This is a genomic window from Brevibacillus panacihumi W25 (genome assembly GCF_000503775.1).
GTDB lineage: Bacteria > Bacillota > Bacilli > Brevibacillales > Brevibacillaceae > Brevibacillus > Brevibacillus panacihumi_A.
This window is the reverse complement of record NZ_KI629785.1, coordinates 1,206,287-1,226,552: the sequence shown is the minus strand read 5'-3', so window position 1 is coordinate 1,226,552 and position 20,266 is coordinate 1,206,287. Positions and strand designations below refer to the sequence as shown.

Sequence of the window (20,266 nt, the reverse complement as noted above, 5' to 3'; positions counted from 1 at the left end):
AGCTAGGCGTACCAGTACTGCATGATCAAAAGATAGAAAATGCCGATGCCAACGGCTGTAGCCACCAGCAGCATGATTAATGCGAACAAGGAGATTTGCTGCAGCTTGTAGGCGACGAGAAAAAAGATCGAAAACGCCAGATAGGCAATAAAGGTGCCGGCTTCAAATTGACTCACGGAAAGTCACCTCGCGTCGAGAATGAGTTTAGTAGGCTTTTTCCATGGTACCATATAAACGCTTGGGAATATGCCCCATTCGCACAGAGATTTCCCTTAAAAGGGGAAAGAAAAGCAGGTGACCAGGAGATGGATATGGACAGTTTCCCAGATCAGGAGATACGAGCTACCAAAAGAAAGGTGCTACGCACTCTCGCCATAGCGGGAGGCGCTGTTCTTGCTTTTTTCGCCTATGGCATCTATTGGGCATTTTTCGATATGGAGCGGATTCCCAAAGGCGATCTGCTTACGGAAAACCAGTCACCAGACGGACGATACACGGTCAAGGTATATCTCTCCGATGCAGGTGCGACGACTTCATTCTCCACCTTGGGCGAGTTGATCGACAATCAGAGCGGGAAATCCAGGAACATCTATTTTCAATACCGGGAGCATGAGGCGAAGGTTGAATGGCTGGATCATGATACGGTCGTGATTAATGGACGTGAATTGGATGTACCGGATGAAAGCTATGATTATCGAAGGAATTAATACCGTGCATGTCATGATCGAAAGGGGCAATCTATGAGTCGCTATACCTTTATCGCGTCTTCCGATCCTCTAGCGGAGATCGACCTGAGCGGATTCATCAAGCTGAAGGTAAAGGATATCAAAACAATGAATCCTCAGCCAAAAGGACCCATCCCTTGGGAGGAGCTGGACGACGAAGCAGAGGTTTTGTACGCAGAGAAGGAAACGGATTTGGGCGGCTTACAGATCGGTCGATGCGAGAATCCGCCCTATGATCTGGACTTCTACATCCAATTGCCCAAAATCTACTGGCTGGAAGGAAACTTCGATGAGAGATGGACGAATCAATTGATGGAATACACGAAGACCAAGATACCGGACGGCCAGCTAGTAGAATTATGGTCGATCTGGTTTGGCGATGGTTTTCAAGAGATAGCGCACAAGCAATTGGAGCGAGGCCAAATCGACGGTCGCGACCTGCAAAGGCTGGCTACTGAAAATCTCTGCATCCATTTGAGATAAACGTATCAACCTGTCAGAATGTGAAAGGAGGAAATCAGAATGGGCTGGCTCATCATTGTCGTAATTGCCTACTTGCCGATTTTTTACCGCATTCACAAGCGGCTTGATTTTTTGGAGAAAGAGGTCCAACGGTTGAGTGAGAAGAACGGGGGGGCATCATAAAACATATCGGATGGTCTTCCTGATGAATCGGCTCATTCTATGGCATCAATTTCTCAATATCGTAGCAAAAGGAGTGTGCTTTACTTGGAGTTCTTTAAAAACGGCTTGCATATTCTTTATGCCGTCATTCTGGCGGTTGTCTCCGTCTTTACGGGAGAGATTATTACCTTTATCATGCTTGGCTTTATCCTGATGGCTTTGTTGACTATCAACGAGACCTTGAAGAAGATTTTGAAAAAGCTGTCCGCCAAGGGGGAAGGGGATGAGTAAGCAGGCGACGTTCAAGCAGCTGATCCTTTTCTCGATCCTCTTCGGGTTGATGGTCTTGTCCAGTTGTGCGACGGCAATCCTGACGCCTCATACCTTTGTGCGAGTCATGAACCTCGTCGTCATCGTTGCCTTATCGATGGCAGTCGGGGCTTTTATTCGGGAAATGTTTCTCATAAAAGCGAAGAAGCAATCGTCAGGCAATGATCAGCAAGGGTGAGAACCAAACTGCTCGATAAAAAAATGGGCATGGATGACCATGCCCACAGTGGCTGGAATTATTTTTGAGATGGAATCGGAACTTTCCACTCGATATTCGTGTAACGCTTCTTGTAGGTCTTCAGCTTCAGGGACAGCTCCTCAGGTGGTGAGGCCATTCCCTTGATAAACAAATTTTGTTTCAGAATCTCTCCCTCTTTGGTATGCCTGACGGTCATGGTCGTATAGTCGGGAGTCACTTCATAGCGTTTTCCCGTTCCGTCGCTCAAGATCCACGATGGCATATCCCAAATCTTCAGATTCCCTTCGATTGTCATGACCCAGATCTCCTCATTAGTTCCGGGATAAATTCCCTTTTTCAGGCCCTTGATCGTATAGGTATCTCCCGTCTCCTCATTGGTTTTCGAAATAGGAGATTGAAGCAACGTGTCAGGACGGATCGAGATGGCAAAATCGGCTCTCTCTTCTTTCTCGATTTCATCCAGGATAAAGGTCAGCGTCTCGGATGGCTCTCCCGGGATGATGGCTGTCTTCCACTGAATGGTTCCCGTTTTTACATTTTCCCCTTTTGGATAGGTAGGGGAAAAGTAGAGTGTACGTCCGCTATTCACCTCTCCACGCTCAGAAGCCGCTATCACTTCGCCTGCCTGATTGACGATTCGATACGAAAAGCGGTAGCTATCATCCATGGTAAAATCGGCATCATCCCCTTCCATCTCGTGGACGAGCTGTCTCTCTCGTTCATACGATTCGTCTGTCACGGATGTCGTGATCTCGAAGCGCGTCGCACTCGGTGCATACATGACCTGATCAAAGGAGAACCGGATGCCTTGCGGCGATGTAAAGACGTTTTGGACAGGGATCGTCGTCGCTGCTTGTTTGCTTTCTGCAATATTGACCGGTATCTGCAATGCGAAATTGACCGGTTTAGGGTCACGGACTCCAATCTCATGTACATCAAAATGGACGACGATGTCTTCGTCTTTCGGCCATTCATCGAGTACAAACGTGATGTCCCCATAGCCCTGTCCCAATTCATGATCCTCCGGCAATTCAGACAAGACATTCCCTACTTTGTCAGCCAGATAGATCTTGCTGCCGTCAAAATAGTGGAGATACTGATCGTCCAAGGGGTTGCCGCTTGCATCCTCCAGCGTATAGGTGATGACGAGTCGAGCCGAGTCGGCGACGATATCCTTCACGCGCAAGGTGTATCCCTGATCGCTGACCGATTGATTGACTGCTGTATTGAAGCCGTTTTCAGCCGCAAATTTTAGTCCAAGGTCCCCGCTGACCCGACTGACGAAGGAGGATACGTAGGAGGCAAATGTCGGAGAGACATACATGCCAAGATGACGGACCATGCGAAGGAGCAATGCATAAATCCTGTCCTTGTACTTGTGAATCAGATGGGCGTAGGCTTGTTTATTTCCGTTCAAGACCTGGTTTACCCATTCCTGGTCCTCGTGCATGGATGTCCCTCCCATGTTTTCTTTGCCTTTCACTTAGGACTACGGGGCGTGCCGATCATTTCTTACATTCTGTTCTACCATATGAAGAACAAATTTTTACAGATTTGAAAAAAGGTATATGTGCCGCAGGTGTGTTACAAATGCTGCGGCAATTTGTTGAAAGTGCGTCGCTTTCGCAAGCGGGAGAAAGCGGAAGTGGAAGAGAACTAATAGTTGCGACTGTTTACCTTTGTTTAGTCATCAATTGGACTGAGCGTAAGGTAACCTTTTTTATATATCGATGAATATGGTATTCATCGATGTATAGGGAGCGTGAAAGCACTATATTGGAGCACTTTCTTGTTTTCATCCTATTCAACAGTGAATACCATGAACGGTGAAAAATCGCGATTTCTCTTGAAAACGCTTACTTTTCACTTTTGGCACGGTTGTTGCTGATATACCTACTCAAATCTGAATTAGGAGGAAACATCATGGGTAAGTACCAACCGAGAGATTCGTTTCAATCCCCGCGCTTTTGCGGACCCCGTACCTTCATGCGACTCCCTTTCATTGAGACATTGGATAAGGATATGGATTTCGTGATTACCGGAGTACCGTTTGATTCGGGCCAATCGTTTCGAACGGGCGCGCGTTTCGGCCCGGAGGCAATCCGGGATTTCTCCATTCTGCTGCGTCCGTACAACCCGGAGCAGGCAATCAATGTATTTGACTACGTATCTGGTGTGGATTATGGGGATATTCAGGTAGTTCCCGGTTACATTCAGGACACCTATGAAAAAATGGAAGAAGGACTGACACCAGTCGTTCAGCAGGGCATCATCCCGATCGTCCTGGGGGGCGACCATTCGATTACGCTTGCGGAGCTGAGAGTGATCGCCAACAGGCACGGACCGGTTGCACTGCTTCAATTTGATGCCCACTCCGATACGTGGGATAGTTATTTTGGAAAAAAATACAACCATGGCACCGTGTTCCGCCGTGCTATCGAGGAAGGATTGCTGGACGTCTCCCGCTCCATACAGATCGGCATGCGAGGCGGCTTGTATGGTATCGAGGATTTGGACGATGCCAGGAATCTGGGACTGGATGTCTACACGACCAACCAGTATAAGAAGGCTGGCGTCGAGAGGATGCTGGAGATTATTCACGAGCGTGTGGGCAACGGACCGGTGTTCCTGTCGTTTGACATTGACTTCCTTGATCCGGTCTATGCGCCGGGGACAGGAACGCCTGAAGTGTCCGGTGCCAGCATGGATGATGCGCTTGCTTTCGTCCGCGGTTTGACGGGGATTAACTTCGTCGGGTTTGATCTGGTAGAGGTGCTGCCTGCCTATGACCACGGTCAGATTACCGCTGCGGCAGCTGCCAACATCGTCTATGAATTTATTACGCTGATTGCCTTGAAAAAGAGAGAGATGCAAAACGGCAACTAGCATCAAAACGGTTGTAAATAGGGAAGGGCCGTCTTGTTGATCGGCCGGACCCAGCCCTACCTATCTATGATAATTTGGGGGGAGCACAATGCATTCGGTTGATATTTTGGTCATGATACTCTATTTTTCTGTCTTAATTTTTGTTGGTATTTTGGGGGCAAGACGGGCCAAAACCTCGGAGGATTACATTGTAGCGGGGCGCAATCTGGGCTTCACCATGTATCTTGCCTGCCTTGCTGCGGTGATACTTGGAGGCGCTTCCACGATTGGAACGACAAAGCTGGGGTACCAACTGGGGATGTCCGGCATCTGGCTGGTCTTTATGCTGGGGATGGGCATCGTTGTGCTTGGGATTTTTCTCGCTAAGAAAATTTCCGGTCTGAAGGTACTTACAGTAAGCGAAATGCTGCAAAGCCGCTTTAACCGGGAGACACGCCTGATCAGTGCGCTGGTGGCCGCAATCTATGCGATGATGGTGACGGTGACGCAGGTAATCGGGATGGGCACCATCCTGAACGTGCTACTTGGTTGGGACATGACGGTATCTATGATCGTCGGGGGAGGAATCGTGCTGTTCTACACCATTCTCGGCGGCATGTGGTCTGTAACAATGACTGACATCGTGCAATTCGTCATCATGACAATCGGTATTTTCTTTATCATGCTGCCGATGAGCCTGTCCAAAGCGGGCGGCTGGAGCAACCTTGCGGCGAAAGTGCCGGCGAACTATTTTGACTTTACCAATGTTGGACTGGAGACGATTATTCAGTATTTCCTGTTGTTTTGTCTGGGCATGGTCGTGGCGCAGGATATATGGCAGCGGATTTTCACCGCCCGCACCATGACGATTGCCCGATACGGAACGATCGGAGCCGGGGTCTACAGCTTCCTGTACGCAATCGTGCTCTCCATCATCGGCATGTGCGCATTCGTAGTGCTGCCTAATCTGGACGATCCGCAGAATGCCTTTGCCAGCATGGCACTGCAAACGCTGCCGAGCGGTGTGCTTGGAATCGTTCTGGCCAGTGTCGTTTCTGCCCTGATGTCCACCGCTTCCGGAACGCTGATTGCTTCTTCCACGCTGATCGTCAACGATATCGTCAAGGGATATTTCGCACCTGACATGAGCGAACAGCGCTTCATGAAGGTATCTCGTCTGACCACCTTCACCATCGGGGTGTTTACGATCATCTGCGCTGTGTGGATTCAGGATGTGCTGGTGGCGTTGGATATAGCCTATGCAGTGCTGTCAGGAGCGATTTTCTTCCCGGTCCTCCTGGGATTCTTCTGGAAACAGACGACAGCCAAAGCGGCGTTCTATTCCATTCTGGTTAGTACGGTGGTGATCCTCGTCGGTTTGGCGGTTAAGGGAATCAGCTCGACTGATCCAATCGTGTACGGGCTGATCGCCAGTTTCGTCACCATCACAACGTTGACGTTGGCTGCACCCAAACAGAAAAGTGTGGCAGCCGAGTGACGCCAACGCCGGCAGATGCTATGACGTACCGGACTTGCTGCCTTGGCTCTCGCAATCAGAAAAAGAGATGGGGGAATGGAAATGCGTGGAAATAGGCGAATACGCAAGCATGCCTGCATGATGCTTTTATCGTTGGCCGTTTTTTTGATGGTAGGAGCCGTGACTGCGTCGGCGGATCCCAGCCTTCATGTGCAGGGGGTCTTCGCTCCCGGCAACGGTGGTAACTATGTCAAAGAAGGGGTTGAGCCACCAGGTACGCAAAGCCAGCGCGACATGTACGACGGGTTGCCAAAGGCACTGGATCACCTCACGGAAGACGAGCTTTCAAATTTCTTCAAGCCAGCCGACTTTGAGGTGCCTGCGCAGGATGTGGCGTCGCGTATTTCGCCGCGAGTCGGCGTCGAGATCGTTCGTGACAAGACCCACAACGTCCCCCACGTCAAGGGCGATACGCGCGAGGACGCGATGTTCGGCGTCGGCTACGCGAGAGCGCAAGATCGGCTCTGGCAGATGGATGAGTTTCGAGCACAATGGTGGGCGCGCAGCGCTGAGTTTCTTGGGCGCGGTGAGAACGACATGAACCTGCAATCCGATGCTCGAACCTTTCGCCTGATCGACTACTCAAAGGAAGAATATAAGGCGATGTTCGACCGCCTCGAGGTGGCGTATGGCTATTGGGGCAAACAGGCGGCGAAAGACATTCGAGCCTATGTTGATGGTTTGAACGCCTATCTCGATGCGATCGAAGCGGACTCCTCGCTCCTGCCGCTCGAATATGTCCATCGCAATATCAAGCCCCAGCGTTGGGATGTAACCGACATCATGGCCATGGCAGCGTTCAATCATATTTCCTGGGGCGGAGGCCTCAGAGCGGGCGAAGAGGCTAACGCGCAATTGTTGGCGCAGCTCGAAGCCAAGTTCGGCGACCAGGCGCAGTCGGTCTACGAAGATCTCCGGTCCAAGCAGAACGCCCGTACGTCAGTAAGCCTGCCCGCAGTGCAGAGTGTCGATCTGGCGGTCAATCCGGCATCGATCGCAAAGCTCGACCTCGACAGTTATAAGCCGAGGGAAATTCTCCGGGTCGGGCAAAAGAAGGCTTCGCTGGATCTGGATCTTGCAATGCTTCCGAAGGTACGCTCCAATGCCTTGCTGGTGGCCGCCAAGCACTCCGTTACCGGCCATCCATTGGCCGTGCAAGGCCCTCAGGATGGCTACGCCACACCGCACAATTTCGACTCCGAGATCGCCATTGTTGCGCCGGACTTCAAGGCACGCGGCATTCTGGAAATCAGCGGACCCTATCCTTATGTCGCGGGACGTGGCGAAAACTATGCCTGGTCGATCACGATCCTGCCTCCCGATCAGGCCGATACCTTCGCCGAAGTTCTGTGTGAGCCGGATGGAAAAGCTGCGACAATTCAGTCCACCCACTATCTCTACAAGGGCAAGTGCCTACCGTTCACGACCCGAACCGAGAGCAGGCAGCTTGCAGACGGCGGAAGCTACACCCTGACGTCCGAGCGCAGCGTCCATGGGCCGGTCATCGGGCGGGCCATGTCCGGTGGCAAACCGGTCGCCCTGGCACAGGCACGGACCTATTACATGCACGAGGAAATGGACTACGTCGCGCATGCCAAGCTGTTCTCGCCTTCCGTCATCAAGTCTGCGGCGGACTTCGGTGAGGTGGTGACCGGGACGGCCTACAATATCGGCTGGTGGTACGTTGACACGAAGGACATCGCCGGCTTCGATGCAGGTCTGGTGCCGGTACGGGCTCCCGGGGCCGCTCGTGACTTGCCTGTCTGGGGTACTGGCGAGTGGGATTGGGAGGGGTTCGATCCGTCAAGCTACACCTTCCAGACACCGCCCAAATCCCAGTACCCCCATACGATCAACGGTCCGGACGGCGTGATTGCTGGGTGGAACAACGCAACCGCGGTTGGTTGGCCAATGAAGGATCAATATTGGTCCGCAACCAGCGACCACCGTGTGAAGTTGCTGAAGGAACCAACCTTGGATGCAGTCGCGAAGGGGCCGATCTCCCTGACCGACCTCGTCAAAATCCACACCAAAGCAGCGGTGACCGACTTCCAGGCCCAGCAGTTCTACCCGCTGATCCGCAAATTCGTTGGTGAGCTTCCAGACAAGGAAGCAGAGGAGGCATATAAGCTTGCTGATCGTTGGGCAGCAGTCGACGGGTTGCGTCTCGACAACAACGGCGATGGAAAGCTTGAGCACGGCCCTGGGATTGCGCTGCTTGACCGCCTCTGGGAACCGCTCGTGCGCTCCGTGTTCGAACCGCAGCTCGGAAGCGAAATCCTTGACGGAGCCGGCAAGACCAACAATCTGCCTTCGCTGAACATAAATCCGGACACGGCAAGCCCCTGGCTATCCCGAGTTGCCGATGAAATCCGGTTCTATTCGGGCCAGGCTCCCGAACCGAAACATCGGTATTGCGGAGCGTCCGCCGAAGAGTGTCGCAAGCTGCTCGCCACCGAACTCGAAAAGGCCTATGCTGCCACAAAGAAGGAACTCGGTGCGATGCTCGCCGATTGGCAGGTCCCTGCCACCTGCGACAAGGATTGCTTGCAGATCGAACAGTGTATGAGTTAAATAACCATATAGTTATAACGATATAAGGTTTGGTATTAGTTTTTGGCGTTGTCAGCTTTGCCGACGTTGTGTAACGGGAATCGTCTGGAATGCAACGCTGGGGTTTGTGGCCATTATTTTGATTTCGCTGATCTTGGACGAAATCGGATTTTTTGAATGGTCCGCCTTGCACATGGCCAGGTTAGCCAGAGGGAATGGCCGACGGATGTTCGTCTATGTGGTCCTGTTGGGAGCAGCTGTAGCTGCTTTCTTTGCAAACGATGGTGCGGCACTGATTCTGACACCGATTGTTCTTGCACAAGTACGTGCCCTGAAATTCCCGGATAAAATGATTTTGCCTTTTATCATGGCAAGTGGCTTTATCGCGGATACCACGTCGTTGCCATTGATCGTGAGCAACCTGGTCAGCATCGTCTCTGCAGACTTTTTTGATATCGGATTTGTTGAGTATGCGACCCGGATGATTGTACCGAACTTTTTCTCGCTAGGTGCAAGTTTACTCGTTTTGTATCTATATTTTAAAAATGATATTCCCAAACAGTATGAATTGTCTTCTTTAAAACAGCCTCATGAAGCCCTAAAAGATGTTCGTCTTTTTCGACTCTCCTGGGTCATTTTGGGGATTCTGCTGACAGGTTATCTTCTGAATGAAGTGATTGCCATTCCGGTATCCGTCACGGCAGGGATTGCTGCCATTATCTTTATGCTAGCTGCACGAAGTGAAACAGCGACAATCAAGGACAAGAAAATAAAGTCCTAGACTGTCGCTGCTTCATTGAACTAACGTAATGCGTTAGTTGAACAAGGTATGCCTAAATGTAGATGGAGTATGTTGGTTCACCAAATGAAAGAATTTTATTATCGCTAAATCCAAGCCTAGTATAGAAGCTTTTCCCCGCCTCGTTTTTGGGATGGACAGTCAAGCGAATGCAATGGCAAGAAGGGTGGGTTTCTTTGATATGTTTTATCAAGTTCGCCATTGCAGCAGATCCTAAACCTCTTCTTTGAAACCTTTTATCAATGAAAAAATGAAAAACCCAATAGTCTTCTTTGCTATCGGGAGTATAGTGCAGATTGAAGAAACCAACCATATTTTGCTCAAGGTAGATCCCGTAAGGTTCGACCATCCTGCCGTCTGGTCTGATATACGCCTTGGCAAGAGCAATTGCAACAGGTGGTGTGATAGCGGCAACAAATTCTTGTTGCTCAACATTTACGGAAAGTTCAAGAGCCTCCCTCCAGTTTTCAGAAGTTATTCTTTTCAGAGTTACTTGAGCCATCTTCTTATCACCGCCTATCCTAAAATTGATAACCTTAGTTATTCTCTTTGTTCTTCAACTCTCCTGCCCGTTAGCTTAGCGCCCACGTCAGTCAAATACTTTATTCCTTTGCACCGGGAACTCTTGCCGCAGCCAGATCGCCGTTGGATTTTTGAAAGCGCTGGGTGGCGATCGTTACGAGGTGAAAAGCGCGGGTCTAGAAGCTCACGGTCTGAACCCTCGGTCTGTTCAGGTTATGTAGGAGTCTGGAGTGGACATCAGCACTCATGCATCAGATGTGATTGATGCTGAGACGTTAAAGGTCACCGGTCCGTTACTTCTACGAAATGAAGAGGGAGCCAGATACGAAATACCTTATGGTAACTCGCCCAGCGCTATGATTCACGTTGCCGACATCGCCGACGTAGGGGTAGCCGCATTAATCGGTGACGGTCACGCCGGAAAAATCTACACGCTGACTGGCCAAGAAGTACTGACAGTGTTCGATAAGGTTCGGATTATCGGTGCAACGATCGGCATGCATATCCAAAGTAACAACGAAAGATTGAGCTAAAGGTTCGATACAATAAAAAAGAGGTACTCAGGGACGTTTCTTCGTTTCTGAGTACCTCTTTACATTTTCAATTAGATTCCAAAATACAAAGTTTAGCGATTATCCACTTTCTCCGGGTACAGATCGTGATTCATCATCCGGTAATTCGCCATTTCCTCATACTTTGTCCCCGGCTTGCCGTAGTTGCAGTACGGATCGATGGAGATGCCGCCACGCGGCGTGAATTTGCCCCATACCTCGATATAGCGCGGCTCCATCAGCTTGATCAGGTCGTTCATAATGATGTTGACGCAATCTTCGTGGAAGTCTCCATGATTGCGGAAGCTGAACAGATACAGCTTGAGCGATTTGCTTTCCACCATCTTGATATCCGGAACGTAGCTGATATAGATGGTAGCGAAATCGGGTTGTCCGGTAATTGGACAGAGACTGGTGAATTCCGGGCAGTTGAATTTGACAAAATAGTCGCGGTACGGATGTTTATTGTCAAAAGTTTCCAATACACTTGGATCATACGTGTAGTTGTATGTGGTTCCCTGGTTGCCCAGGAGCGTGAGTGAAGACAAGTCTCGTTCTTCTTGATTGGCCATTTCGTTACTACCTCATTTCCTCATTCGTTATCGTTATACCCCGCGTTTGTTGCCCCAGACCAGGGCGTGCAGCTGCGGCAACACCTTGGCATCGTTCATGTCAGGGGCTGCCATCGCCTGGTCAATCAGCCATTCAAAGGAGTGCAACAGTTTGTCGCGCAGTGTTTCAGTATCGGCGTCGGTCAGATCGCTATTGCCTGGTTGCAGGTAAAAAGGCACTTGCGGGTAGCGACGGTGGATCATGCGTGCATAAGCAAAATCCTCGTCGTCGAACACAACGACCTTCAGACTGACGCCTTGATGCTCGCCATTGACAAGGCGATGGACGATCTGATCCAGCATGTCAAAATCAGTCTGCATCCCGGAGCTGGGCGGCTTGGGAGAGATCGTCACATCGTCGATCTGCATGAGCCAATCCTGCCATCTGCTGCCTTGCGTCTCCACGGCAGTGCGAATCCCTTTTTCTTGCAAAAGCGATACCAGCGAACCGATGCCTTCGATCAGCGCGGGATTGCCGCCAGAAATCGTGACGTGAGAAAAGCGGTCTGCTCCCAGACGGTACAGCTCTTCCCAGATCGCCTCAGGAGACATCTGCCTGATCTCGTCTCGAGCTGTTCCATCCCAGGTAAAAGCCGAATCGCACCAGGAGCAGCGGTAATCACAGCCAGCGGTACGAACGAACATCGTCTTTTGCCCGATGACCATGCCTTCTCCCTGGATGGTTGGTCCAAAAATTTCCAGAACAGGAATCTGACTCATTCGACCATCCACTCCCGTCTTGCCTCGGCGTAGCTGGTCGGCGTCTCATACAGGCGGACGAATTCCAACCAAGCGCCTTTGTATCGGTCGCGGTAGGTGCTGGATTGCAATTGCTGCTCCATCTGCTCGAAGATCCAAACGACCATGTTTTCCGCCGTGGTGTTCATCGGGGGGAGCATTTCATTGAGATAGCGGTGATCCAGATAGATTTCGATGTGCTTCTTCCAGATTTCCTTGATGTCGCCAAAGTCGATGACCAGCCCGATTTCGTCGGGAAATCCACTGATCCCGAAGACGACCTTGTACGTGTGACCGTGCAGGTTCTTGCATTTCCCCTCGTAGGCGTGCAGGTGGTGTGCCGCATCGAAGGTAAATTCCTTGCTGACCATCACGCGCTTGTTGTGGTAGCGAAGCTGTGAATGATCGATATCGGTGCCTAATGTCTGCATGCGCTCCACGATTTTAAAGTCGAAGTAGGCGCTCATCAGGCATCGGCCCCTTGTGCCGTTTTTTCGGAAAGGTAGGTGTCGAGTCCGGCTTTTCGCAGGTGGCAGGCAGGGCATTCGCCGCAGCCGTCTCCTTTGATGCCGTTGTAGCAGGTAAGGGTTTTTTCGCGGATATAGGTGAAGGCACCCAGGTCGTCAGCGAGCTTCCACGTCTGCGCCTTGTTCAGCCACATCAGCGGCGTGTGGATCACGAATGGATAATCCATCGCCAGGTTGAGCGTCACGTCGAGCGATTTGATAAACGCGTCGCGGCAGTCCGGATAGCCGCTGAAATCCGTCTCGCATACGCCAGTCACGATATGGCGTGCGCCTTTTTGCTTGGCAAAAACAGCGGCAAACGAGAGGAACAGCAGGTTGCGTCCGTCGACAAAGGTAGACGGGAGCTGACCTTCTTCCTGAGTGATCGCAATGTCGGTGCGGGTGAGGGCATTGGGCGCGAGCTGATTCAACAGGCTCATGTCCAATACGGTGTTGTTCACGCCGAGCTCCTGGGCAATCTGCTGGGCGCATTCGATCTCCAGCTTGTGGCGCTGCCCATAGTCGAACGTGATCGTTTCTACTTCGCCGAATTGTTGTTTGGCCCAGAAGAGGCAGGTCGTACTGTCCTGACCCCCGCTGAATACAACGACGGCTTTCTCCTTTTTCATGCTCTCCATCTCCTTTTGGTTAAGTGGAAGAAAGAGAGTTCTTGAACAAGCTCATAAAAAACAAATAAAACAATACCCCGTTTGGGTACTGTTACCACAATAGTTTTTTATAGAGGGAGTTCGCGAACCTCTCCCATGCCTAGGCATGGATTTCGTGTGGTGGAGCAGGCGTCTGCTTGCCCTTCGTCATTATACTACAATCGGCGGGCGTGTGGGGCGGATAAAAAAGGCGATAAGCACCATAATGTAGATGAAGTTTGCAGCTACAGCACGCATTTACATTCAATAGACGGGGTGTTTCTTGCACATGGCATTTGAAAAATGGAACAAGCAGTTTATCGCTGGACAGTGGCGGGAGGGGAAAAGCGAGACAGTCGCGACCGATGAAAACCCGTACGATCAAAGCGTTTTGACGCAGATTCGTCTCGCCAATCAAGAAGACATCGACGAAGCGTACAGAGCAGCCAAGGAAGCGCAGAAGGAATGGGAACAGGTAAATGCCTATCAGCGGTCCGCCGTCATGGAGCGGGCTGCGGAGCTTCTGAAAGAAAGGCGGGAGGAGATCGTCCGGATTCTTGTCGAGGAAAACGGCGCCTCCCAGTTGAAGGCCAATATCGAGGCGGATGCCGCATTGGGGATTCTCAAGGAAGCCGCTACCTTTCCGATCCGCATGCAAGGCAAGATCATGCCTTCGGTCATCCCGGGAAAAGAAAACCGCATCTACCACAAACCTGCAGGTGTCGTCGGGATCATCAGTCCGTTCAACTTTCCCTTTCATTTGACCATGCGCTCGCTGGCTCCGGCGCTGGGAGCAGGAAATGGAGTAGTTTTGAAGCCGGATCTGCAAACCATGATTTCGGGAGGGCTATTCTTAGGGAAACTTTTCGAGGATGCCGGGATTCCCAAAGGACTGCTCAATGTGACCGTATGCAAAAGCTCCGAGATCGGAGATGCCTTCGTGGAACATCCGATCCCGCGCATCATCTCCTTTACCGGCTCGACGCCAGTAGGACGCCACATCGGGGAGCTGTGTGGTAAACACCTGAAGCGCGTGGCGCTGGAGCTTGGCGGCAACAACGTGATGATCGTCCTCAAGGATGCAGACATCGACAGAGCGGCGGGTTCAGCTGCGTTCGGCAAATTTCTCAACAGCGGCCAGATCTGCATGTCGCTAAACCGGATCATCGTCGAACGTCCTGTGTACGACGCATTCCTGCAGGCGTTTGTAGAGCGGGCTTCCCGTCTGCGCTACGGCGATCCGCGCAATCCAGATGTCGTGGTCGGCCCGCTGATCAACAACAAGCAAGTGGTGCGGATTCAAAAGTTGATCGATGACAGCATCGCCGCAGGGGCGAAGTTCGCCTTGCAAGGGAAGGTGGAAGGAAATGTATTCGCGCCAACGATTCTCTCTCATGTAACCAACGATATGCCGATCGCCCAGGAGGAAATCTTCGGACCAGTGGTCGGTGTCATCGCCGTGGACAGCGAGGAAGAGGCGATTCGGGTGGCTAATGACAGCGAATACGGCTTGAGCGGTGCGGTGCATGCAGGGTCCATCGAGCATGGCGTCGAGGTAGCGCAACAGATCGAGACAGGCATGATCCACGTCAACGACCAGGGAGTCAATGATGAGCCAATCGTTGCCTTTGGCGGCGAAAAAGCTTCTGGATTGGGCCGTTACGGCGGGGAATGGGCCTTGCATGAGTTCACGACCGTCAAGTGGATCTCCGTCCAGACCAAGCCAAGAGAATATCCGTTTTAACATCGATCATTCATTCCCCGGGAAAGTTCCGGGGAATTTTTTTCATAAAGCGGATTGACAAAGGAAAATTCATGCAGTAACATTTTAACAAAATGTTATTAACAATATGATAATAACAAAGGAGTAATAACATGAGTGAAAACCATTCTGCGGAGCAAATGTTCCTCAAGGAGTATGATGTCAATCAATACGTACGTCCTTCCGTGTCCGTGGATATGCTGCTCTTCACTGTCACGGAGGAGGAGTCTGAGAACTACCGCAAACGTTCAGACAAATCGCTGAAAATTCTTTTGATCAAGCGCAAGGAGCATCCATTTTTGGGGCAGTGGGCATTGCCGGGGGGATTTGTCTCCGCGCACGAGAGCATTGATGAAGCTGCGATCCGGGTGTTGGAAAAAGAGACGGGTCTTCGGGATGTCTACCTGGAGCAGCTGTACACGTGGGGAGATATTGGCAGAGATCCGCGAACGCGCGTGATCAGCTGTTCCTACATGGCCCTGATCAACAGCGACCTCTATCCCTTGCAGTCGGGAGAAGGGACGGAGGATGCGAAATGGTTCCACGTCTCAGACCACTGGACACAAAAGAAGACCACAGTTACGGAAAATGGCTTCATGATCGAAAAGTGGGTGGAGCTGCGCCTGGGCAGCGGCGCGGATGCGGCGACCGCGACAGTGAAAACGACCAAAATCGTGGAGCATGGACACTCCAAGGTCGTGCAGGAAATCGAGGAAGCGCACAACCTCGCTTTCGACCATGCCAAAATGATTGTGTATGCGCTGGAAAGGCTGCGCAACAAGGTGGATTACACCGACATCGCGTTTCACCTGCTGCCCGAGTATTTCACATTGTCTGATTTGCAGCAGGTGTTTGAAGTGATCCTGGGCAAAGAACTGCTGGCGGCTGCCTTCCGCCGCAAAGTAGCGGATAAGGTGCTGGAAACCAATCACATCCGCCGCAATGCAGGGCATCGTCCGTCAAAGCTGTACCGCTACAATCCGACATGGGACGATGAATTGTAACGATATTTGCAAACAACGGGGAGGTTGTTTCGATGTTGAAGGATTGGACTTTGTTTGAAAAGATTTGGCTCGTACTGTTCACCATCGTAAATATTTATCTGTTCTTTGCCTTTGAAGATTCGTTGCTTGGTCTGATTTCTTCTTTATCTGGAATGCTTTGCGTGGTCTTGGTCGCCAAGGGAAAAATCTCCAATTACTACTTCGGGATCATACAGACGGGCACGTACGCATACATTTCGTTCGGTTATTCGCTGTATGGAGAAGCGATGCTCAACGGTCTGTTTTATTTTCCCGCCCAATTCGTCGGCTTGTACATGTGGTCCCGCCATCGCACCCAAACCAGCATTCAGGGAGAAGATGTCGCGGTCAAGCGCCTGACTAAAAAAGGCTGGATGATCCTTATCCTCATCGCGGTTGTCGGCAGCATTCTCTACGCTGAGCTGTTGCATGTCATCGGCGGTCAGGAGGTTCGATTGGATTCAGCCGCTGTTGTGCTGTCGGTGCTTGCGCAGATTCTGATGCTGAAGCGATACGCCGAGCAATGGGCACTCTGGATCGCGGTCAATGTCCTCTCCATTTCGCTGTGGGTTGTGACACTGATCAAGCAGGGCGGCAATGACATGAACATGGTCGTCATGTGGTCCGCTTTCCTCGTGAACTCGATCTACGGCTATTACAACTGGATTAAATTGAGCAAGGTCCAGAAACAGGAAGAGGTGCACTCCCAATGAAACCCGGCACGGTTGGCATGTACGGAGGGAAATTCCTTCCCTGCCCGCACATGGGGCATGTGTATGCGATGATACGAGCGTCGACCATGGTGGATGAACTGCATGTCATCGTGACGTATGACGAAGCCTATGAGCAAAAGCTGTGTGAAGACGGCTGCATCCCTTATATTCCGGTGCGGGTCCGCTTGCGCTGGTGGACGCAATTGACGAAAGACATGCCGCATGTTCACGTCCATGCAGTCCACCAGCCCGAGACGGGCGAGATGGCAGATTGGCATATCGGCGCCCAAGGAATTCTGGCTGCGATTGGCAAGCCACTGGATGCGGTATTCAGCTCCGAGACGGCGTACACGCCTATTTTTGGGGAGTTATATCCAGATGCACAGCACATCCTGATCGACCCGAAACGCGAAGTCTACCCCATCTCCGGCTCCATGCTGCGCAAGGAAGGCGTCCTGAAGCATTGGAACATGCTGCCCGCGATCGTCCAGCCCCACTTTGTGAAAAAAGTGGTCGTGGTAGGGACGGAGAGCTGCGGAAAGTCCACGCTGGTACGCAATCTCGCCAACCTGTACAACACGACTTACGTGGAGGAGTGGGGACGAACGTACTACGAGCGGTTGGGCAACTGTGAAGATATTACGCTTCCAGAGGATTATCCCGAGATTGCGTTTGAACACAAATATCACGAAAAGGTCCAGGGGGCCAAAGCCAACAAGGTCCTGTTCATCGATACGGAAGCGATTGTGACGCAGTATTTTTCCAAGCTCTATGTGGGCAAAAGACAGCCGATTCTGGATGAGATTGCGCGGTTGCAGCAATACGATTTTTGGCTGTTTCTGGAGCCGGATGTGGAATGGGTCGATGACGGCACCCGTTCCTTTGGCGAAGAGCAGGTGCGGCAAGAGAACAATCGCCTGCTCAAGGAATTGCTGGAGGAGTTTGGAGTGCGTTATCACAGCATTTCAGGAAACTACCAAGAACGTCTCGAGCAGGCGATGGTTCACGTCAATGAACTGCTGGGTCGGCCAGTCGTAAAGAATCATGAAATGAAATAAAATCATGTAATGAAAAACTCTCAGCCTGCCTGTTATGTCGCGGCTGAGAGTTTTTTCTTCTTATTTTGCAGGCATCGTCATGTCTTCAGGTGTTGACAACCGGAAGAGTCTGGCATACAATTATCTTAAATTTGAGATGTTTTTTGTTAGAAATCACAAATTAGAGATATTAACAACGAATTGGTTTGAGAGGAAGTGCAGTCTATGAACGACTTTTCCGGCCTCATCCGCATGCGAAGATCAGCGAATAAATTTTTGCCTGATGTGAAGATTTCACGCGAGGACCTGGACGCAATCTTCTCGGATGTCAAGTTCGCCCCGACCGCCTTTAATCTCCAGCATACTCATTATCTTGTAGTCGATTCTCCGGAGATGAAAGAGCGCATGTTTGAAGCGGCGAACAGGCAATATAAGGTCAAAACGGCATCTGCTGTCATCCTTGTATTAGGCAACAAAATGGCCTATCAGAATGTTGGCAAGGTGAACGAGGGGCTTTTGCAGCTAGGGATTCTCAGTAAACAGGAATATGATCATACCGTATCCTCTGTCACCTCTTTTTATGAAAGCAGAGGCGAATCGTTTCTGCACGACGAGGCAATCCGCAATGCCAGTTTGTCTGCCATGCTGTTCATGCTGGCGGCGAAGGACAAAGGGTGGGATACCTGCCCGATGATCGGGTTTGATCCCGTAGAGGTAAGCAAACACCTAAACATCCCGGATACGTATGAGCCGGTATTGATGATCACCATCGGCAAGGAGGATCTCTCCTCCCAACGAGTGAGGGGCTATCGCAAACCGATAGGAGAGTTCGTCAGCTACAACGCATTTCAGTGAAAATCATAGTGAAAGGTTGGTACTAAGATGAAACAACAGACTTCAGGAATACATCACATTACGGCTTTTGTAACGCATCCGCAAAAAAACGTCGACTTTTACGCCGGATTTCTCGGCTTGCGTCTGGTGAAAAAAACAATCAATTTTGATGCGCCGGATGTTTATCACTTGTACTTCGGCAACGAAGCTGGCAGCCCAGGTACTGCGATGACCTTCTTTCCTTGGCCGGAGGCACGCTTGGGCAAGGTCGGCGGAGGGCAGGTCGGGTATACCACCTTTGTCGTTCCCATGGGGGCATTATCCTTTTGGGAAGAGCGCTTGCGCAAGTTCAAGATGTCTTACTACCGCATTCAGCGGTTTGGTGAAACGTATTTGCAATTCCAAGACAAAGACGGCTTGCAGCTGGAAATCGTAGAGCGCGAGGAGGGGCCGGCAAGCAAGTGGTCGTTCGGTGGCGTGCCTGCCGACAAGGCGATCAAAGGCTTTGGCGGAGCCATTCTGTACAGCCTGCAGCCGGAGAAGACGATGCATGTGCTGGAGAATCTGATGGGGATGGAAAGAGTGGCAGAAGAGGAAGGATTGGTCCGTTTCCGTGCCGTTGGCGATTTGGGCAATGTGATTGATATCAATGCAGCTCCCATGCCACGCGGGCAGGAAGGGGCCGGAACCGTTCATCACATCGCTTGGCGGGCAAAGGATGATCAGGATCACCGACAATGGCAGGAGAATGTTGGCCGCTACGGTCTGCATCCTACGGATATCGTCGACCGCCAGTATTTCAATGCGGTATACTTCCGTGAGAACGGCGGAATCTTGTTTGAGATCGCTACAGATCCTCCAGGATTTGCTTTGGATGAACCGATGGAGAGCCTGGGAGAAAAACTGATGCTCCCCGAATGGTATGAACCGTATCGGACCCGTATCGAGCAAGGCTTGCTGCCGTTTGAAGTACGTGTCTTGGAGGAGGATCGGGCATGATTCACCTTTTTCAAAAGGGGAGCGATGCAAAAGCTCCCGTCTTGCTGCTGTTGCATGGAACGGGCGGCAACGAACGCGATATGCTGTCTCTCGCCCCGATGATTCATCCCGGTTCATCCGTTCTCAGCGTCCGTGGAAATGTTCTGGAGAATGGGATGTCGCGTTTCTTCAGACGCTTGGCGGAAGGGGTATTTGACGAGCAGGACCTGATTTTTCGGACCGAGGAGCTGCAGGCTTTTCTCGACCAGGCGGCTGCCGAATACGAGTTTGACCGGGAGAATATCGTGGCGGTCGGCTACTCCAATGGCGCCAATATCGCCGGGAGCCTGCTCTTCCACTATGAAAACGCGTTGAGAGGAGCGATCCTCTATCATCCGATGGTCCCGCGCAGAGGAATTTCCTTGCCGGATCTGTCTGGAATCCCGATCTTTATCGGAGCAGGCAAAAACGACCCGATTTGTCCATTGCCAGAGACAGAGGAGCTGTCGCGTCTCTTGGAAGAGGCTGGTGCTTCCGTAAATCTGCATTGGGAGATGTACGGACATCAGCTTACAGAGGGAGAAGTGCGGGCGTCCGCTGCCTGGTTTGCGAAGAATTTCATCGCATGAACAAGCTTACATGTAAAGGAACTCTTTTTCCAAAGGGTTCCTTTTTTTTATGGGCTGTCCGTTTATAATGGAAGAATAGTAAGA

Annotated in this window: 23 protein-coding genes, 2 pseudogenes and 1 riboswitch; of the genes and pseudogenes, 18 read left to right on the top strand and 7 right to left on the bottom strand. The window is 51.2% G+C overall.

Annotated features, from left to right (window positions below; all coding sequences use genetic code 11):
• Window positions 1–2 precede the first annotated feature (2 nt).
• Window positions 3–176: a hypothetical protein gene (locus tag T458_RS57305; protein ID WP_023558031.1), complete on the bottom strand. Its 174-nt coding sequence runs from the start codon at window positions 174–176 to the stop codon at window positions 3–5.
• A 135-nt stretch (window positions 177–311) separates the two neighbouring features.
• Between T458_RS57305 and T458_RS46910 the strand changes: the two genes are divergently transcribed.
• The 5 genes from T458_RS46910 (at window position 312) to T458_RS46895 (ending at window position 1,857) form a co-directional block, all read left to right on the top strand.
• Window positions 312–707 carry a DUF5412 domain-containing protein gene (locus T458_RS46910; RefSeq protein WP_023558030.1) on the top strand — a complete coding sequence of 132 codons (396 nt, stop codon included), beginning with the start codon at window positions 312–314 and terminating at the stop codon, window positions 705–707.
• A 33-nt stretch (window positions 708–740) separates the two neighbouring features.
• Window positions 741–1,208 carry a hypothetical protein gene (locus tag T458_RS46905; protein WP_023558029.1) on the top strand — a complete coding sequence of 156 codons (468 nt, stop codon included), beginning with the start codon at window positions 741–743 and terminating at the stop codon, window positions 1,206–1,208.
• A 39-nt stretch (window positions 1,209–1,247) separates the two neighbouring features.
• On the top strand, window positions 1,248–1,370 hold the full coding sequence (locus T458_RS57810) for a hypothetical protein (protein ID WP_023558028.1): 123 nt from the start codon (window positions 1,248–1,250) through the stop codon (window positions 1,368–1,370).
• A gap of 84 nt (window positions 1,371–1,454) precedes the next feature.
• On the top strand, window positions 1,455–1,640 hold the full coding sequence (locus T458_RS46900; protein WP_023558027.1) for a hypothetical protein: 186 nt from the start codon (window positions 1,455–1,457) through the stop codon (window positions 1,638–1,640).
• Window positions 1,633–1,857, top strand: coding sequence for a hypothetical protein (locus T458_RS46895; protein WP_023558026.1), 225 nt, complete (start codon window positions 1,633–1,635; stop codon window positions 1,855–1,857). Before T458_RS46900 ends, T458_RS46895 begins: the two co-directional genes overlap by 8 nt.
• 58 nt (window positions 1,858–1,915) lie before the next feature.
• On the opposite strand, the gene T458_RS46890 is transcribed toward T458_RS46895, so the two are convergent.
• Entirely contained in the window at window positions 1,916–3,328 is a 1,413-nt protein-coding gene (locus tag T458_RS46890; protein ID WP_023558025.1) for a DUF4179 domain-containing protein, read from the bottom strand.
• Between the two features lie 473 nt (window positions 3,329–3,801).
• On the opposite strand from T458_RS46890, the gene speB reads away from it, so the two are divergent.
• The 4 genes and pseudogenes from speB to T458_RS46870 all read left to right on the top strand — a co-directional run.
• Window positions 3,802–4,764 (top strand): agmatinase, encoded by a 963-nt coding sequence (gene speB / locus T458_RS46885; RefSeq protein WP_023558024.1) that lies wholly within the window; start codon window positions 3,802–3,804, stop codon window positions 4,762–4,764.
• Window positions 4,765–4,852: 88 nt separating this feature from the next.
• Window positions 4,853–6,241 (top strand): sodium:solute symporter family protein, encoded by a 1,389-nt coding sequence (locus tag T458_RS46880; protein ID WP_023558023.1) that lies wholly within the window; start codon window positions 4,853–4,855, stop codon window positions 6,239–6,241.
• A 75-nt stretch (window positions 6,242–6,316) separates the two neighbouring features.
• The gene (locus T458_RS46875; protein ID WP_023558022.1) at window positions 6,317–8,854 is read left to right on the top strand and encodes a penicillin acylase family protein; all 2,538 of its coding nucleotides are present in this window, start codon (window positions 6,317–6,319) and stop codon (window positions 8,852–8,854) included.
• A 29-nt stretch (window positions 8,855–8,883) separates the two neighbouring features.
• Window positions 8,884–9,608 (top strand): annotated as a pseudogene (locus tag T458_RS46870) (ArsB/NhaD family transporter); the annotation flags it as partial.
• A gap of 58 nt (window positions 9,609–9,666) precedes the next feature.
• On the opposite strand, the gene T458_RS46865 reads toward T458_RS46870, so the two are convergent.
• Window positions 9,667–10,134: a GNAT family N-acetyltransferase gene (locus tag T458_RS46865; protein ID WP_023558021.1), complete on the bottom strand. Its 468-nt coding sequence runs from the start codon at window positions 10,132–10,134 to the stop codon at window positions 9,667–9,669.
• Between the two features lie 103 nt (window positions 10,135–10,237).
• Here T458_RS46865 and T458_RS56620 point away from each other — a divergent pair.
• Together T458_RS56620 and T458_RS46860 are read left to right on the top strand one after the other, a co-directional pair.
• Window positions 10,238–10,372: pseudogene (locus T458_RS56620) on the top strand (arsenate reductase); the annotation flags it as partial.
• A 12-nt stretch (window positions 10,373–10,384) separates the two neighbouring features.
• Window positions 10,385–10,687, top strand: coding sequence for an SDR family oxidoreductase (locus T458_RS46860; protein WP_023558020.1), 303 nt, complete (start codon window positions 10,385–10,387; stop codon window positions 10,685–10,687).
• A gap of 92 nt (window positions 10,688–10,779) precedes the next feature.
• Here T458_RS46860 and queF read toward each other — a convergent pair whose 3' ends face one another.
• Genes queF through queC form a run of 4 tightly spaced genes read right to left on the bottom strand, consistent with a single transcriptional unit; the run spans window position 10,780 to window position 13,198 of the window.
• The gene (queF, locus tag T458_RS46855) at window positions 10,780–11,277 is read right to left on the bottom strand and encodes a preQ(1) synthase (RefSeq protein WP_023558019.1); all 498 of its coding nucleotides are present in this window, start codon (window positions 11,275–11,277) and stop codon (window positions 10,780–10,782) included.
• 33 nt (window positions 11,278–11,310) lie between these two features.
• Window positions 11,311–12,036: a 7-carboxy-7-deazaguanine synthase QueE gene (queE, locus tag T458_RS46850; protein ID WP_023558018.1), complete on the bottom strand. Its 726-nt coding sequence runs from the start codon at window positions 12,034–12,036 to the stop codon at window positions 11,311–11,313.
• The gene (gene queD, locus T458_RS46845) at window positions 12,033–12,521 is read right to left on the bottom strand and encodes a 6-carboxytetrahydropterin synthase QueD (RefSeq protein WP_023558017.1); all 489 of its coding nucleotides are present in this window, start codon (window positions 12,519–12,521) and stop codon (window positions 12,033–12,035) included. The genes queE and queD overlap by 4 nt, the downstream gene beginning before the upstream one ends.
• Window positions 12,521–13,198, bottom strand: coding sequence for a 7-cyano-7-deazaguanine synthase QueC (gene queC / locus T458_RS46840; protein ID WP_290367277.1), 678 nt, complete (start codon window positions 13,196–13,198; stop codon window positions 12,521–12,523). Before queC ends, queD begins: the two co-directional genes overlap by 1 nt.
• Before the next feature lie 90 nt (window positions 13,199–13,288).
• Window positions 13,289–13,326: riboswitch (PreQ1 riboswitch) on the bottom strand.
• 170 nt (window positions 13,327–13,496) lie between these two features.
• On the opposite strand from queC, the gene T458_RS46835 reads away from it, so the two are divergent.
• The 7 genes from T458_RS46835 to T458_RS46805 all read left to right on the top strand — a co-directional run bounded on the left by T458_RS46835 (window position 13,497) and on the right by T458_RS46805 (window position 20,182).
• Entirely contained in the window at window positions 13,497–14,951 is a 1,455-nt protein-coding gene (locus T458_RS46835; protein WP_023558015.1) for an aldehyde dehydrogenase family protein, read from the top strand.
• A gap of 131 nt (window positions 14,952–15,082) precedes the next feature.
• Window positions 15,083–15,973 (top strand): NUDIX hydrolase, encoded by an 891-nt coding sequence (locus T458_RS46830; protein WP_023558014.1) that lies wholly within the window; start codon window positions 15,083–15,085, stop codon window positions 15,971–15,973.
• 32 nt (window positions 15,974–16,005) lie between these two features.
• Entirely contained in the window at window positions 16,006–16,704 is a 699-nt protein-coding gene (gene pnuC, locus T458_RS46825; protein WP_023558013.1) for a nicotinamide riboside transporter PnuC, read from the top strand.
• Window positions 16,701–17,762 carry a multifunctional transcriptional regulator/nicotinamide-nucleotide adenylyltransferase/ribosylnicotinamide kinase NadR gene (gene nadR / locus T458_RS46820; protein WP_023558012.1) on the top strand — a complete coding sequence of 354 codons (1,062 nt, stop codon included), beginning with the start codon at window positions 16,701–16,703 and terminating at the stop codon, window positions 17,760–17,762. Before pnuC ends, nadR begins: the two co-directional genes overlap by 4 nt.
• Before the next feature lie 204 nt (window positions 17,763–17,966).
• Window positions 17,967–18,596 carry a nitroreductase family protein gene (locus T458_RS46815; RefSeq protein WP_023558011.1) on the top strand — a complete coding sequence of 210 codons (630 nt, stop codon included), beginning with the start codon at window positions 17,967–17,969 and terminating at the stop codon, window positions 18,594–18,596.
• A 27-nt stretch (window positions 18,597–18,623) separates the two neighbouring features.
• Window positions 18,624–19,574, top strand: a complete 951-nt coding sequence (locus T458_RS46810; RefSeq protein ID WP_023558010.1) for a ring-cleaving dioxygenase — start codon at window positions 18,624–18,626, stop codon at window positions 19,572–19,574.
• On the top strand, window positions 19,571–20,182 hold the full coding sequence (locus T458_RS46805) for an alpha/beta hydrolase (protein WP_023558009.1): 612 nt from the start codon (window positions 19,571–19,573) through the stop codon (window positions 20,180–20,182). Before T458_RS46810 ends, T458_RS46805 begins: the two co-directional genes overlap by 4 nt.
• Window positions 20,183–20,266: the final 84 nt, after the last annotated feature.